Below are 13,021 nucleotides of genomic sequence, written 5' to 3' on the forward strand. Positions count from 1 at the left end.
AGACGATGTTAGGTGTCTGAACGTCTTTCAAATAGCGGCCGACTGGACAAACACTGTTGCCGGTTTTCGCATGAATGGCCGAAAGATCGCAGGCTCCTACAGGGCATGGGTACGAGGGTACTCAACCTCTGCAGGAACCTGCGATCTTTCTATTTTTGGCTACCCGACAAGGGCGGGGTGCGCGGTGGGATCAAGCGTTTCGTCCCCGTCGACTCGAACGCCGAAGCCAGGCGAAGCAGCGTTGAATCGTCATAGGCGCGACCGGCAAATGTCAGCCCGACAGGCATGCCGATGTCCGGCATGACGCCCATCGGCACCGTGACTGTTGGAACGCCCAGGTGGCGGATGGCGAGATTGCCGTTGGCAACCCATACCCCGTTACTCCACGCGATGTCCGCAGACTTCGGATCGACATCGGCATTCGCCGGCCCAACGTCGGCTACCGTCGGAAAGATCACCGCGTCGAGCCCCAGCCGATCCATCCATTCCTCCAGATCGATTCGACGGGTCTGTTCCAGCCCGCGCAATCCATCCGGCAGCGTGTCGATCTGATCCCACGGCGTAATACCGCGTTCGGCCATCCGCACGTACTCGTCCATGCCCGCGGCAAGATCGCCCTCGCGGTTGGGCAGCGTCCCCGGGTCGTGGGGGAAAATCAGCGGCCCGTTTACGTCGACCAGGCGATTGAGTTTTGGATCGCCGTTGGCTCGCAGAAAATCATCGAACGCCCAGGCCGTCAGATCCCACAACTCATGGTGCAGGAACTCTTTGGACACCAGGCCCCGGTTAAACACCGTCGGTGCCCCAGGACGATCGCCCTCGCAATTGGAAACCAGCGGGAAATCGACCTCGAGCACTTCAGCGCCGGCCGCTTCGAGTGCCTTGCGCGCCTGCTCCCAGAGCCCGATCACGGAGGGGCGGGTGTTGATGCGCTGGCCCGTCGGCCCACCGATGCCAGGCGCATTGCTGGTGCCCGCGTCGGGATCGGCGTTGATGTACATGCGAGGCACGCCGAAGCGCTTTCCTTTCAGCGCATCGCTTTTCGCGGCCAGCGATCCGTAGGAAGCGGGGCGCACCGAAGCGACACTCGGAATTGGCACCCAAGGTTGCATCCGCCATAGATCACCGCGTGTGTCGGGATCATCGGCCACCACCACATCGAGCACCTCGAGCAGGTCCGCCATCGTTCGGGCGAACGGCACGACCACGTCCATCGTCGGCGTCAACGGCCAGTTGCCGCGCACCGAGATCACCCCACGCGAAGGCGTATAAGCACACAAACCGTTGTTCGAAGCAGGGCCACGTCCGCTCGACCAGGTTTCTTCCGCCAAGCCAAATGCCGAGAAACTGGCGGCGGTTGCGGTACCGGCGCCGTTCGAAGAGCCCGAAGCGAAAGGGGCGGTGAGGTAGTCGGCGTTGTACGGACTCTCGGCACGGCCATACACCCCGCGCTGCATCCCGCCGTTGGCCATCGGCGGCATGTTGGTCTTGCCCAGGCAGATCGCCCCGGCGGCGCGAAGCCGTTCGATGGTGAACGCATCGCGATAAGCGATCAGGTTGGCGAAGGCGGGACTTCCAGAAGCGGCGGTCAGCCCCTTCACCAGATAACTGTCCTTGGCCGTGTAGGGGATGCCATCGAGCGGCCCCAGAGTCTCGCCCCTGGCCCGACGGGCATCGGACGCCTGTGCTTCCTTGAGCGCATCGGGGTTGCGAACCACCACCGCGTTGAGGGCGGTGGGCGTGTCGGCGCCATCGTAGGCGTCGATCCGGGCGAGATAGGTCTGCACAAGCTCAACCGCCGTGGTCCGGCCGGATTCGAGCGCGGCACGCAGCTCGGCAATGGAAACCTCGGTGACCTCGATCATGCTGTTACCACCGGCTGTTGATGGGGGGCGCTGTGAATCTTTCCATCGCGCTGGATTTTGGGCTCAGAGACATCATTTCTCTCAAAATGGGGGTTCATATCGGTTCTCGTTGCACTGCATTACGCGACAGTATCGGAGAACTCATGGCCCTCTGTCATTCGCCGAACACCTCTGCGCTCTGAAACCGATGAGGCTGCGTGAAGGGTATTTGCCTAGTTGCCATCCGCCACCTTGCGTTCTATCTCAGCTATTTTTCGACGGAGCTCTTCAGCTTCCTGCTCCTGGGTTTTAGTCGTGGCCTGATCTTCACCGTCGAGGTCACTGTCGCTGTCCTCAAGCTCTCTTTTGACCACATCGGCGGGTCTATCAGATGTAGCGATGGGCGGGGTGTTCGAGGTTGGTTCTGATTCGACGTCGTTAACACTGTTATCGTTGTTCATTTCGCTTACCTCCGTTGGCCTACACATTGGATTCAGCGATAGGGTCTGAGTTCGAGATTTTTTCGACATGCCAGCCCACAGGTTTCGCGGTTTGACTGACGGCGGAGCTCTAAAGACGGCCGTGGTAAGCCGCTTCGAAAATTTCGGCCGCGCCATTTCGTGTCAATGGCAGCGGATTACCGCCAGCGCAGGGGTCGACAATCGCCATATCCGCGATCAGGTCGGCCTGCTGATCATCCACCCCCAGCTCCACCAGCGTATGCGGCACGCCGATGTCCTTGCGCAGTTTGAGGACGAAGGCCATAAAACTGTCGAAGCCCGGGGAGGGCAGGCGCAGATACGCCGCCAGACGGGTGATGCGCTCCTCAATGGCCGGGCGATTGAACTTCAGCACATAGGGCATGAACGTGGCATTGGTCATGCCGTGATGGGTGTCGTACAGGGCGCCCACCGGATGCGAGAGGGCGTGCATTCCCCCCAGGCCTTTCTGGAACGCAGTGGCGCCCATCGCCGCCGCCGCGAGCATTTGTGCGCGCGCGTCGAGGTCGGAAGGCGTGTGCACTGCCCGCACCAGGGCATTGGCCACCAGGCGCATGCCTTCCACCGCAATGCCTTCGGCCATGGGATGAAAGCCGGGAGCGCAGTACGATTCCAGGCAATGGGAAAACGCGTCCATGCCGGTGCCGGCGGTGACCTTGGCCGGCATGCCGACGGTAAGGGCGGGGTCGCTGATGACCACCCGCGGCATCATCTTCGGATGGAAAATGATGCGTTTGGTGTGCGTGCGCTCGTCAATGATCACCGCCGCACGGCCGACCTCGGAACCGGTGCCCGCCGTGGTCGGCACCGCGATGATCGGGGCGATGCGGCTTTCGTCGGCGCGTGTCCAGTAGTCGCCGATGTCTTCGAAATCCCACACCGGTCGGGTCTGGCCGCTCATGAACGCGATGAGCTTGCCCATGTCCAGGCCGCTGCCACCGCCGAACGCCACCACGCCGTCATGGTTGCCGGCACGCCAGGCGTCGAGCCCACCGGCCAGGTTGGCTTCAACCGGATTGGGCTTGAGGTCGCAGAACAACGCGACACCGAGGCCGGCGGCGCGCAAGGATTCCAGCGCCGCGGCGGTGATCGGCGCACGCGCCAGGCCGCTGTCGGTGACCAGCAACGGTCGCTGGATACCTTGGCTGCGGCAGACTTCCGCCAGTTCGGCGATACGGCCGACGCCGAAGCGAATGCTCGTGGGGTAGTTCCAGTTCGCGGTCAGGCTCATGGCTCAGATCTCGTGGCGCAAGTGGAAGGATTTGGCTCGGGTCAGGTGTTCATAGCCCAGGCGCGACAGCGTTACGCCGCGCCCACTGTTCTTCACCCCGGTCCAGGCCAGAGCCGGGTCCAGGTAATCGCAGCGGTTCATGAACACGGTGCCGGTAGCGATCTCGTTGCCGATGCGTTCGGCGGCGGCCAGGTCTTGCGTCCAGATCGAGGCGCTGAGCCCGAACTCGCTGTCGTTCATCAAGGCGATGGCTTCGTCGTCGCTGGCCACCGGCATGATGCCCACCACCGGGCCGAAGCTTTCCTCGCGCATCACCGCCATTTGATGGGTGACGTCCACCAACACCTGCGGCGCGAGGTAGGCGCTGCCCGGCGGGCCGGCAGCGAAGTCCTTTGGATCGATCAGCGCCCTGGCCCCTTGTGCCTGGGCATCGGCGATCTGCTTGCGAACGAACTCAGCGGCGCCCGGTGTGACCATTGGCCCGAGGGTGGTGGCTTCGTCCAGCGGGTTGCCCAGCACGTATTGGCGGGTCAGGGCAGCGAAGCGCTCGACAAAGGCCGGGTAGATTTTTTCATCGACATAAATACGTTCGACGGCGCAGCAGCTCTGCCCGGAGTTGAAGAAGCTGCCGTCCACCAGGTTTTCCACCGCATGCTCAAGGTTGGCGTCTGCCCGGACGTAGGCCGGGTCTTTGCCGCCAAGCTCCAGCCCCACGCCGAGGAAACCTCCGACGGCCGCGTGTTCCATGGCCTCGCCGCCGCTGACAGAACCGGTGAAGTTCACCTGCTGCACCCGTCCAGAGGTAATGATCGCCGCGGCATAGACATGACTGAGCAGCAGGTTATGGAACAGCCCTTCGGGCAGCTGGGCACGGCGAAAGGCTTCGGCGAAACGCTCCCCGACCAGCAGCGTTTGCGTGGCGTGTTTGAGGATCACGCTGTTGCCCGCCATCAGCGCCGGGATGATCGTATTCACCGCCGTCAGATACGGATAATTCCACGGCGCGACGACCAGCACCGTACCCAGCGGCTCGCGTTTGATATAGCGCCGAAAACCCGCGACAGGCGTGGGCTCTACCGCTGCCAACGCTTCAGGCGCAATGGCGATCATATGCCGGGCACGTTCTTCGAAGCCGCGCAGTTCGCCAGCGCCGAAGCGTATCGGGCGGCCCATTTGCCAGGCCAGCTCCGGCACGATCTCGTCCTTCATCGCCAGCATCGCGTCCACGGCAGCGCTGCAAAACGCGGCGCGTTCGCTCAGTGGTCGGCGTTTCCATTGCGCCTGGGCGGTTTCGGCCGCCGTCAGGGCTTGCTCGATCTGTACCGCATCGGCACGGCGGCGTTCGGCATAGACCCGGCCATCGACCGGGGAGATAAGTTGAACGGTCTCAGTCATGGCGTGCTCAATAGCGCTCGAAGCCGCGCTGCAGTTCCCAGTCGGTTATCCGTCGGTCGTACTCTTTCTGTTCCCAGTCGGCGGTGTGCACGTAGTGGTCGATCACTTCATCACCGAACGCCTCGCGCAACATGCTCGACGCCCTGAGCGCGGCGCAGGCCTCGCGCAGGGTTTTCGACACTTCAGGCAAATGCTCATCGACATAGGCATCGCCCTCGAACGGCGCCGCGAGTTCGAGCTTTTCGTCGATCCCGGCCAGGCCTGCGGCGATCAACGCGGCGAAGGCCAGATAGGGGTTGAGGTCGGCCCCGCCGATGCGGCATTCGATGCGGATGGATTTGCTGCCCTCGGCGCACAAACGAAAGCCGGCGGTGCGATTGTCCCTGCTCCAGACCGCCCGCGTCGGCGCGAAGGTGCCGGCCTGAAAGCGCTTGTACGAATTGATGTAGGGCGCCAGAAAACAGGTGATGTCGTTAGCGTATTTGAGCTGCCCGGCCACCCACGAGCGCATCAACTTCGACATGCCGAACTCGGCCTTGGAGTCGAAGAACAGTGACTTTTTGCCGTTCTTGTCCCACAGCGAATTGTGGATGTGGCTGCTGGAACCGGCGGCGTCATAGCGCCACTTGGCCATGAAGGTGATCGCCTTGCCTTGCAGTTGCGCGATCTCTTTGCAGGCGTGCTTGATGATGACGTGGTGGTCGGCCATGGTCATGGCATCGGCATATCGGATGTTGATTTCTTCCTGCCCCGGCCCCCATTCGCCCTTGGAGTTTTCCACGGGAATGCCGGATGCCTGCAGGTGCTTGCGAATCGCCCGCAACACCGGTTCCTCGCGGGTGGTCTGCAGGATGTTGTAGTCCTCGATGTAATGGCCGGCGGTCTTCGGCTGGTGGTAATTGCGCTCGTGGATCGCCTCATAGCTCTCGTCGAACAGATAGAACTCCAGCTCAGAGGCGAACATGCCGGTATAGCCGCGCTCGCGCAGGCGCTCGACCTGTTTTTTCAGGATCGCTCGCGGGCTGTGGGGCAGGTCTTTTCTATGGTGATGATCGAGCACATCGCAGAGCACCAGCGCCGTGCATTCCAGCCACGGCACGCGCCGCAACGTAGACATGTCGGGTTTGAGCACAAAGTCGCCATAGCCTTTGCTCCAACTGGCAGCGGCGTATCCCGGCACCGGCTCCATGTCGATGTCGTCGGCCAGCAGGTAATTGCAGCAGTGGGTTTCTTCGTGGCCGCTGTCGATGAAAAATTCGACCTGGAAGCGCTTGCCGACCAGTCGCCCCTGCATATCGACCATGCACACCAGCACGGTATCGATCTCGCCGGCGGCAGCGGCGCGTTTAAGTGCTTCGAAACTGAGAAGGGGCTCGGTCATCGCGTCAGTCCTGCGTGAATGATCTGGACCTGTCTGAAATAGCTGTTGCAGACGCTCTCCAGAAAAAACCCAAACCTGCAGACGCGAGCATCGTGAGCAATAAGCTGCTGAAAGCTTAGCCTACTGTTGCTAGGCGCACGTTTCGGTGAGTGGGGCTTGATGATTCAATGCTGTTCACTTAGGCAATTTTGGTCGCGACGCGTTCTTTGTAGCAGCTGCCGAAGGCTGCGTTTGGCTGTAGCAGCTGTCGAGCTTGCGAGGCTGCGTTCGGCTGCGAAGCAGTCGTCAAACCAGACATTTCGGTACGTCAGGCAGGCCGCGTCAGCCGGATTCACGACTGCTGCGCAGCCGAACGCAGGCTTCGCCAGCTGCTACAGATCGCGGCATTGGCCTGTTTGGCGGTGGTTTGCTCCACCGCTTGGGACGTTCGTTTCCCCAATCTGGTGTGGCGAGGAGCAAATCCCCTCGCCACCGGTTGCGTTAGTTATTCCTTCGGTTCCACGTGATCCAGCGCCTGGTTCACCGCCAATTCACCGAGCATGACCACTTGTGCAATGCCCAGCAGGGTCTTGCGATGTGAGGTCTCCAGCAACGCTGCGAAATTGTTGAGCATGAGGGTGGCCGAGCCGAGTGTTTCGCTGGCGTTGGCCAACAGGGATTCGGTGTTGTACTTCGGGTTGGCGAAGTACATGGGCTCGGGTTCGTTGGCGGTGACCATGATCTGGACGGCCGGGTTGAGGTAGTGGTCGAGGGCGCGCTCGGCGGCTTCGTGGAGTTTTTTTGAATCGAGGGATTCGTAGGGGGATGTTGGGTCTGTGATCGGCGGATTGGGCGTAGGTTTGAACATGGATGAAACTCCTGGAAAAACTATTTGAGGAGCCATCACCCTTTGCTACCAAACGAAGGGTGGCGGCCATGCACAGGTTGGTAGACCGGTCCAGGAACCCGGCGCGCCCGAAGGAGCCCTACGCATGGCCACCATAAAAACAGAGATGAAAAACAACCTCTGCAAAAGGTGGCGCTATGCGCCTGGAAATACCGGGCTACCAAACCCGATCACTGTTAGTGACCGGGAAACGATAAAACCCGAGCCCAAAGCGCACAAGCCGGCGGATTCTGGCGCAGTCGTAGGCAACGACGCAAGGCGCTGTAGCCTTGATGAAGTAACACCGGGTGTCTTTAAACACGCAGCTTAAACACCGTGGGTGTATGTGGTGATTCGCCCCGTCAGGAAAGGACTGACGGGGCGTTTTTATTGCGTGGGGTGCAAATCTATCGCTGCTCGATACTGAACGCTTATGTGTGATGAATCTCCCGATCCTTGGTTTCCGGCAGGAAGAAAGTACCAAGGATGGCCGTCATCACCGCGATCACGATCGGGTACCACAGCCCGTAGTAGATATCACCCGTGGCCGCGACCATGGCGAACGCTACCGTGGGCAGGAAGCCGCCGAACCAGCCATTGCCGATGTGGTAGGGCAGCGACATCGAGGTGTAGCGGATGCGCGCCGGGAAGAGCTCCACCAGCCAGGCAGCGATCGGGCCGTAGACCATGGTCACGTAGATCACCAGGATGGTCAGGAGCAGCAACACCATCGGGTAGTTGGTCTTGGCCGGGTCGGCCTTCTCGGGGTAGCCGGCGTCCTTGAGGGCGGTGCCGAGGGTGGCGACGAAGGCATCATTGTGGGTCTTGAAGTCAGCGGCCTGCATGCCGGTGCCTTCGAAACTCGGGATGACCTTGTCACCGATGCGCACCTGCGCGACGGCGCCAGGCGCGGCTTTCTCGTTTTTGTAGGGGATGGCCTTCTTCGCCAGCACAGTCTTGGCGAGGTCACAGGAACTGGTGAATTTGGCCTTGCCCACCGGGTCGAACTGGAACGAGCACTGGCCGGGATCGGCGACCACCGTGACCGGATTCTTCGCCTGCGCGGCAAACACGTCGGGGTTACCGAACTCGGTCAACGCATGGAAGATCGGGAAGTAGGTCACGGCTGCGAGGATGCACCCGGCCATGATGATGCCCTTGCGGCCGATGCGGTCGGACAGGCTGCCGAACAGGATGAAGAACGGCGTGCCGATCAGCAGCGAGCCGGCAATCAAAAAGTTGGCGGTTTGCGGGTCAATCTTCAGCGTCTGCAGCAGGAAGAACAGCGCATAGAACTGCCCGGTGTACCAGACGACGGCCTGGCCAGCCGTGCCGCCGAGCAAGGCCATGATCACTATCTTGAGGTTGTCCCAGCGGGCGAAGGATTCGGTCAGCGGTGCCTTGGAAGACTTGCCTTCTTCTTTCATCTTCTTGAACACCGGCGACTCGGCGAGTTGCAAGCGAATGTAGACCGAGACGATCAGCAGCAGGATCGACACCAGGAAGGGAATCCGCCAGCCCCAGGCCTCGAAGGCTTCGGTGCCGAGGAGGGTGCGGCAGGCGAGGATCACCAGCAACGACAGAAACAGGCCGAGGGTCGCGGTGGTCTGGATCCACGAAGTGAAGTAGCCGCGCTTGCCTTTGGGCGCATGCTCGGCCACGTAAGTCGCCGCGCCGCCGTACTCACCCCCCAGGGCCAGGCCTTGCATCAGGCGCAGGCTGATCAGGATGACCGGCGCCGCCACGCCGATGGTCTCGTAGCCGGGCAGAAAACCCACGACAGCGGTGGAGACACCCATGATCACTATGGTGATGAGGAATGTGTGCTTGCGCCCGATCATGTCGCCCAGTCGGCCGAACACGATGGCGCCGAAGGGCCGCACGGCGAAACCCGCGGCGAACGCGAGCAGCGCAAAGATGAAGGAGGTTGTTTCATTGACGCCCGCGAAGAAGTGCTTGGCGATGATCGCCGCGAGGGAGCCGTAAAGATAGAAGTCGTACCACTCGAAAACCGTGCCCAGGGACGAGGCGAAAATGACCTTGCGTTCCTCCTTGGTGATCCCTCGGTTGGGCATGCTGCCCGTGGCTGTAGTGTCAATCGTGGCCATGAGTCTTCTCCGTCTTGCTCTTGTTGAAGGCCGGAGTACCTCACCAACTTTATTACCGCACCCAGGCCCTAGGGCTGATGTCGTCGGATTACCAATTGCGCGAAGCAGAGGAACAGGCAGACGGCCTCGCATTGCTGCATGGTTTCTTAAAGCATAATCACCTTCGCGCAGATATCCACTCGCCAACGTGCCCGGCGATGGCCACTCCCACCGGGCACGTTCGCGGATTTAGCCCTTGGCCGCCATCGCAGTGACTTCCACACGCATGCCTTCGACCGCCAGCGCGGCCACGCCAACGGCGGCGCGAACCGGCCAGGGCTTGGCGAAGAAGCGCTGGTAGACCTCGTTGAACGCGGCGCGGTCGGCCATGTCGGTGAGGTAGATGGTCAGATGCAGCACCCGGTCCATGGAACTGCCGGCGCTCTCCAGCGCTACCTTGAGCGCCTGCAGAGTGCACTCGCTTTGCAGGGTGATGTCGCCCAGCTCCAGGCTGCCGTCGGCGCGGGTAGGAATTTGAGTGGAGACCAGCAGGCCGCCGAAACCGGCGACGTCGGAGGAGATGGATTCCGCGTCGGGATCGGGGAGGAACGTGATGTCGTGGTTTGCCATGGGGATCTCTTGTTTGTGGGGGTGAAGGGGCGCCGGGGTATTCAATGATGCAGCGCCTTTTTTTTGCGCGGCCAGTTTACAGCCTCGTCGTCGGACCGTTCGTGAATCAGCTCGAAAACTCGGAAGGCAAGCAGGCGGGTGCTCCCCGCGGCATGGCAGCCGCCCAACGTAGTCAGCTGAGCGAGGTTATTTTCAATGTCGCAATAACGTCTTTTGGCTTGCGTTTATAACAACGAACCATGTGGTCACAATAATCGCCGACGGTGTAAATGGTCAGGTTGCCAGAGCTTATGGTCTTGTACGTCTCTCTGTCGCATACATCAAGAATGTCGCCTTCAATTGCATCATATTCATTTCTAGTGAATAGACCGGAAGAACGGGTGGCTTTCAAGTCTTCCCCAAATACGTCTTCTTCATTAAGAAGGTCCACGGAAATGTTGAAGAGGTTCGCAATTCTCTGTAAGGCAAATGTACGAACGACTTCATCTGGATCGCTCATGATGCACGCTCATCTTATTGCTTCAATAAACACGGTCGACTGATAAGTAGCGCATGGCTCCAAGTCATGCTCCACGAGTGTTTAAAATTATAAATAGTGAAAGTGCTAATACAAAAATAGCTGTGACTGTGGCATAGCAAAGACCAAAGCCGATTTTGATGAGGCGTATTTCATCTGCCAGGGCTTTATAGCCGATAAAACCTCCAAGCAATGCTGAGGTGGCGATTCCGATGACTAGAATGTAGTAGGTCTTATAGGTGGGTGCAAATGCCGGGATGACAACTGCATACGATCCGCTTATCAGGGTGGTGAATATGACAATAATTTTTATTGCCGAAATAATGCTGTTTTTTGTCATGCTCATTTTTTGTTTTTCTCCTGACAAAGCACCTCGGAATGTTCTAGGCCTGCTGCCGACCACTAAACACTTTCAGCCACATCAATCTGCAACGAAAGCATGCACTTCGCTGCGCTGTCCGACGCTGGATCTATCGCGGCATCCACCATGGCCCTGACCGCCATTTGCGCCAGCGCCTCGACAGGGTGTGACAGCACGGCTTGAACGATGCCGTCACGCAGGGCTGCCCGGGTGATGGGGGTCAGGTCGTGGCACACCACGACGGGTAGCGCGATGTGCTGGGCTTTCAGTTCGCGCAAGGCGTTGATGACCCCCTCGATACCGCCACCTGCCACATACAGGCCGACAAGGTCGGGTTGGCTGGTGAGCAGGTCGAGCGTGCCGGCATAGGCGAATTCCTCGTCCTCCAGAGTCAGGCGCGTAGCCAGCAATTCCCAGTCCTGGGGTTGTTCCGACAGGAAGGAGCGAAAACTCATTTCACACAGTTCCTGGCACTGAAAGCGCTGGGTGCCGACCATCACGGCCGCTGGCCCCGGTTGCGCTGCCAGGTGCTTGATGAACCAGCCGGCGGTGCGGCCCATGGCACGGTTGTCGACGCCGACATAACCGGCGCCGGCCGAGGCGCTCAGCTCGGATACCAGTGCGACCACAGGAATACCGGCCGCTCGCAATTGCGCCATGGCCTCGCGCACAGCCGGATGGTCGGCGGCCACCACGCCCAGGGCATCGACTTCGCCCTGCAACTTGAGAATGCGTTCTGCGGTGGCGGCCGGGGCCAGGTCGTCGATGTAGTGGATCATCACCCGAACCTGGGCCCGCACGCTGGCCGTCGCCGCCTCAGCCAAGGCCTTGGCCAGCCCTTGATAAAACGCCACTCCACGCTTTTGCAGCAGAAACCCCAAGCGCACGGTCGGGCGCTGCTGCAGCACTCGTTGTTCGATCACATTACGCCCGTAGAAGCCCAGTCGGGCGGCGGCCTCGGCAATGCGTTGCGCGGTATCGGCGCGCACGTTGGCCCGCAGATTCATCACCCGGTCCACGGTGGACAGGCTCACCCCGGCGGCCAGGGCCACGTCTTCCATGGTTGAACGACGGCCGAGCGGGTTGTCGGCTTTTGACGAGGAATGTTCTGACGAAGAATGCTCTGACATGAAATGAAAGCCTATCTGAAACTTTTGACGGGTTTTGACAGGTATCGCTCAGGGACTATAGCAGCCGTGCATCTGCCCACCTTAGGATTTCTACCAGCGAAACATCACCACCCATAACAATAATCATCGGAGCCTGACATGACCCTCCACATCTCCACCGCGCCTTGTTGCTGGGGCGTCGACGACGTCAACAATCCTCATCTGCCGGCGTGGCAACAGGTTCTTGGCGAAGCGGCGCAAGCGGGGTATCGCGGCATCGAATTGGGGCCATACGGTTACCTGCCACTGGACGCCGATGCGGTGGGCTCGGTGCTGGTCAAACACGGCCTGCACGTGGTGGCTGGCACGGTGTTCGACAATCTGGTCGATCCCGCCAACCTGCCCAGCCTGCTGCATCAAACCCGTAATATCTGCGCATTGCTCAAGCAGTTGCCGGCAATTCCCCTGGAGCCGGGGCAACGTTTCGCCATGCCGTGTCTGGTGGTCATCGATTGGGGGCATGAGGAGCGTGACTACGCCGCTGGCCACTCTGACCGCGCGCCGCGCCTGGCGCCCGATGCCTGGCGGGGCATGATGGCCCATATCCGCGCCATCGCCGAGTTGGCGTGGACGGAATTCGGTGTGCGCACGGTGATTCATCCGCACGCCGGGGGCTACATCGAGTTCGCTGATGAGCTGGCCCGACTGGTTGAAGACATCCCCTACGAAGTGGCTGGCCTGTGTCTGGACACCGGCCATCTGTACTACGCCGGTATGGACCCGGTGCAGACCCTGCGCCAGTACGCGGACCGCGTGGATTACCTGCATTTCAAAGACATCGATCAGGCCGTGTTCGATCAAGTGCTGGGCGAACACATCACCTTCTTCGCCGCGTGCGCAAGAGGCGTGATGTGCCCGATCGGCCAGGGTGTCATCGACTACGGCGCCTTGCGCGAGCTGATCACCGAGATCGGTTACCAGGGTTACATCACGGTCGAGCAAGAACGTGATCCACGTAACGCCCACGGCAGTCTGCGCGACGTGGCTGCCAGCCGTGACTACCTGTCCCGGGCGGGTTTCTGATTTCTCTCATGCGAAGGA

13 protein-coding genes are annotated in these 13,021 nt (G+C 60.6%); 2 read left to right on the plus strand and 11 right to left on the minus strand.

The annotated features are described in order from the left end of the window. Nucleotides 1–149: 149 nt before the first annotated feature. The 6 genes from AC1DQM_RS28830 to AC1DQM_RS28855 form a co-directional block, all read right to left on the minus strand. On the minus strand, nt 150–1,865 hold the full coding sequence (locus tag AC1DQM_RS28830) for an amidase (RefSeq protein WP_477747190.1): 1,716 nt from the start codon (nt 1,863–1,865) through the stop codon (nt 150–152). Between the two features lie 212 nt (nt 1,866–2,077). Next, a complete protein-coding gene (locus tag AC1DQM_RS28835) occupies nt 2,078–2,305 on the minus strand; it encodes a hypothetical protein (protein WP_111455097.1) in 228 nt (75 codons plus the stop codon). A 109-nt stretch (nt 2,306–2,414) separates the two neighbouring features. After that, nucleotides 2,415–3,575: an iron-containing alcohol dehydrogenase gene (locus tag AC1DQM_RS28840; RefSeq protein WP_477747191.1), complete on the minus strand. Its 1,161-nt coding sequence runs from the start codon at nt 3,573–3,575 to the stop codon at nt 2,415–2,417. 3 nt (nt 3,576–3,578) lie between these two features. Then, on the minus strand, nt 3,579–4,970 hold the full coding sequence (locus AC1DQM_RS28845) for an aldehyde dehydrogenase family protein (RefSeq protein WP_477747192.1): 1,392 nt from the start codon (nt 4,968–4,970) through the stop codon (nt 3,579–3,581). Nucleotides 4,971–4,977: 7 nt separating this feature from the next. After that, the gene (locus AC1DQM_RS28850; protein WP_477747193.1) at nt 4,978–6,351 is read right to left on the minus strand and encodes a glutamine synthetase family protein; all 1,374 of its coding nucleotides are present in this window, start codon (nt 6,349–6,351) and stop codon (nt 4,978–4,980) included. Between the two features lie 484 nt (nt 6,352–6,835). Then, nucleotides 6,836–7,198: a DUF6124 family protein gene (locus tag AC1DQM_RS28855; protein WP_477747194.1), complete on the minus strand. Its 363-nt coding sequence runs from the start codon at nt 7,196–7,198 to the stop codon at nt 6,836–6,838. Nucleotides 7,199–7,322: 124 nt separating this feature from the next. Between AC1DQM_RS28855 and AC1DQM_RS28860 the strand changes: the two genes are divergently transcribed. Beyond that, a complete protein-coding gene (locus tag AC1DQM_RS28860; RefSeq protein ID WP_477747195.1) occupies nt 7,323–7,547 on the plus strand; it encodes a hypothetical protein in 225 nt (74 codons plus the stop codon). Nucleotides 7,548–7,647: 100 nt separating this feature from the next. Here AC1DQM_RS28860 and AC1DQM_RS28865 read toward each other — a convergent pair whose 3' ends face one another. The 5 genes from AC1DQM_RS28865 to AC1DQM_RS28885 all read right to left on the minus strand — a co-directional run bounded on the left by AC1DQM_RS28865 (nt 7,648) and on the right by AC1DQM_RS28885 (nt 11,941). Beyond that, nucleotides 7,648–9,324 carry an MFS transporter gene (locus AC1DQM_RS28865; protein WP_477747196.1) on the minus strand — a complete coding sequence of 559 codons (1,677 nt, stop codon included), beginning with the start codon at nt 9,322–9,324 and terminating at the stop codon, nt 7,648–7,650. A gap of 228 nt (nt 9,325–9,552) precedes the next feature. Beyond that, complete coding sequence (locus tag AC1DQM_RS28870; RefSeq protein ID WP_477747197.1) at nt 9,553–9,933, minus strand: RidA family protein; 381 nt, start codon at nt 9,931–9,933, stop codon at nt 9,553–9,555. A 172-nt stretch (nt 9,934–10,105) separates the two neighbouring features. Continuing rightward, entirely contained in the window at nt 10,106–10,432 is a 327-nt protein-coding gene (locus AC1DQM_RS28875) for a hypothetical protein (protein WP_477747198.1), read from the minus strand. 64 nt (nt 10,433–10,496) lie between these two features. After that, on the minus strand, nt 10,497–10,796 hold the full coding sequence (locus tag AC1DQM_RS28880; RefSeq protein ID WP_064618510.1) for a hypothetical protein: 300 nt from the start codon (nt 10,794–10,796) through the stop codon (nt 10,497–10,499). Nucleotides 10,797–10,852: 56 nt separating this feature from the next. Next, nucleotides 10,853–11,941, minus strand: a complete 1,089-nt coding sequence (locus tag AC1DQM_RS28885; RefSeq protein WP_477747199.1) for a LacI family DNA-binding transcriptional regulator — start codon at nt 11,939–11,941, stop codon at nt 10,853–10,855. Between the two features lie 138 nt (nt 11,942–12,079). Between AC1DQM_RS28885 and AC1DQM_RS28890 the strand changes: the two genes are divergently transcribed. Beyond that, nucleotides 12,080–13,003: a TIM barrel protein gene (locus AC1DQM_RS28890; protein ID WP_064618506.1), complete on the plus strand. Its 924-nt coding sequence runs from the start codon at nt 12,080–12,082 to the stop codon at nt 13,001–13,003. Nucleotides 13,004–13,021 lie beyond the last annotated feature (18 nt).

The sequence above is a fragment of the Pseudomonas sp. 01L34 genome (assembly GCF_056400265.1).

Coding starts and splice junctions, on each gene's coding strand:
- AC1DQM_RS28830 (WP_477747190.1), bottom strand. CDS start 1,865: ATGATCGAGGTCACCGAGGTTTCCATTGCCGAGCTGCGTGCCGCGCTC.
- AC1DQM_RS28835 (WP_111455097.1), bottom strand. CDS start 2,305: ATGAACAACGATAACAGTGTTAACGACGTCGAATCAGAACCAACCTCG.
- AC1DQM_RS28840 (WP_477747191.1), bottom strand. CDS start 3,575: ATGAGCCTGACCGCGAACTGGAACTACCCCACGAGCATTCGCTTCGGC.
- AC1DQM_RS28845 (WP_477747192.1), bottom strand. CDS start 4,970: ATGACTGAGACCGTTCAACTTATCTCCCCGGTCGATGGCCGGGTCTAT.
- AC1DQM_RS28850 (WP_477747193.1), bottom strand. CDS start 6,351: ATGACCGAGCCCCTTCTCAGTTTCGAAGCACTTAAACGCGCCGCTGCC.
- AC1DQM_RS28855 (WP_477747194.1), bottom strand. CDS start 7,198: ATGTTCAAACCTACGCCCAATCCGCCGATCACAGACCCAACATCCCCC.
- AC1DQM_RS28860 (WP_477747195.1), top strand. CDS start 7,323: ATGGCCACCATAAAAACAGAGATGAAAAACAACCTCTGCAAAAGGTGG.
- AC1DQM_RS28865 (WP_477747196.1), bottom strand. CDS start 9,324: ATGGCCACGATTGACACTACAGCCACGGGCAGCATGCCCAACCGAGGG.
- AC1DQM_RS28870 (WP_477747197.1), bottom strand. CDS start 9,933: ATGGCAAACCACGACATCACGTTCCTCCCCGATCCCGACGCGGAATCC.
- AC1DQM_RS28875 (WP_477747198.1), bottom strand. CDS start 10,432: ATGAGCGATCCAGATGAAGTCGTTCGTACATTTGCCTTACAGAGAATT.
- AC1DQM_RS28880 (WP_064618510.1), bottom strand. CDS start 10,796: ATGAGCATGACAAAAAACAGCATTATTTCGGCAATAAAAATTATTGTC.
- AC1DQM_RS28885 (WP_477747199.1), bottom strand. CDS start 11,941: ATGTCAGAGCATTCTTCGTCAGAACATTCCTCGTCAAAAGCCGACAAC.
- AC1DQM_RS28890 (WP_064618506.1), top strand. CDS start 12,080: ATGACCCTCCACATCTCCACCGCGCCTTGTTGCTGGGGCGTCGACGAC.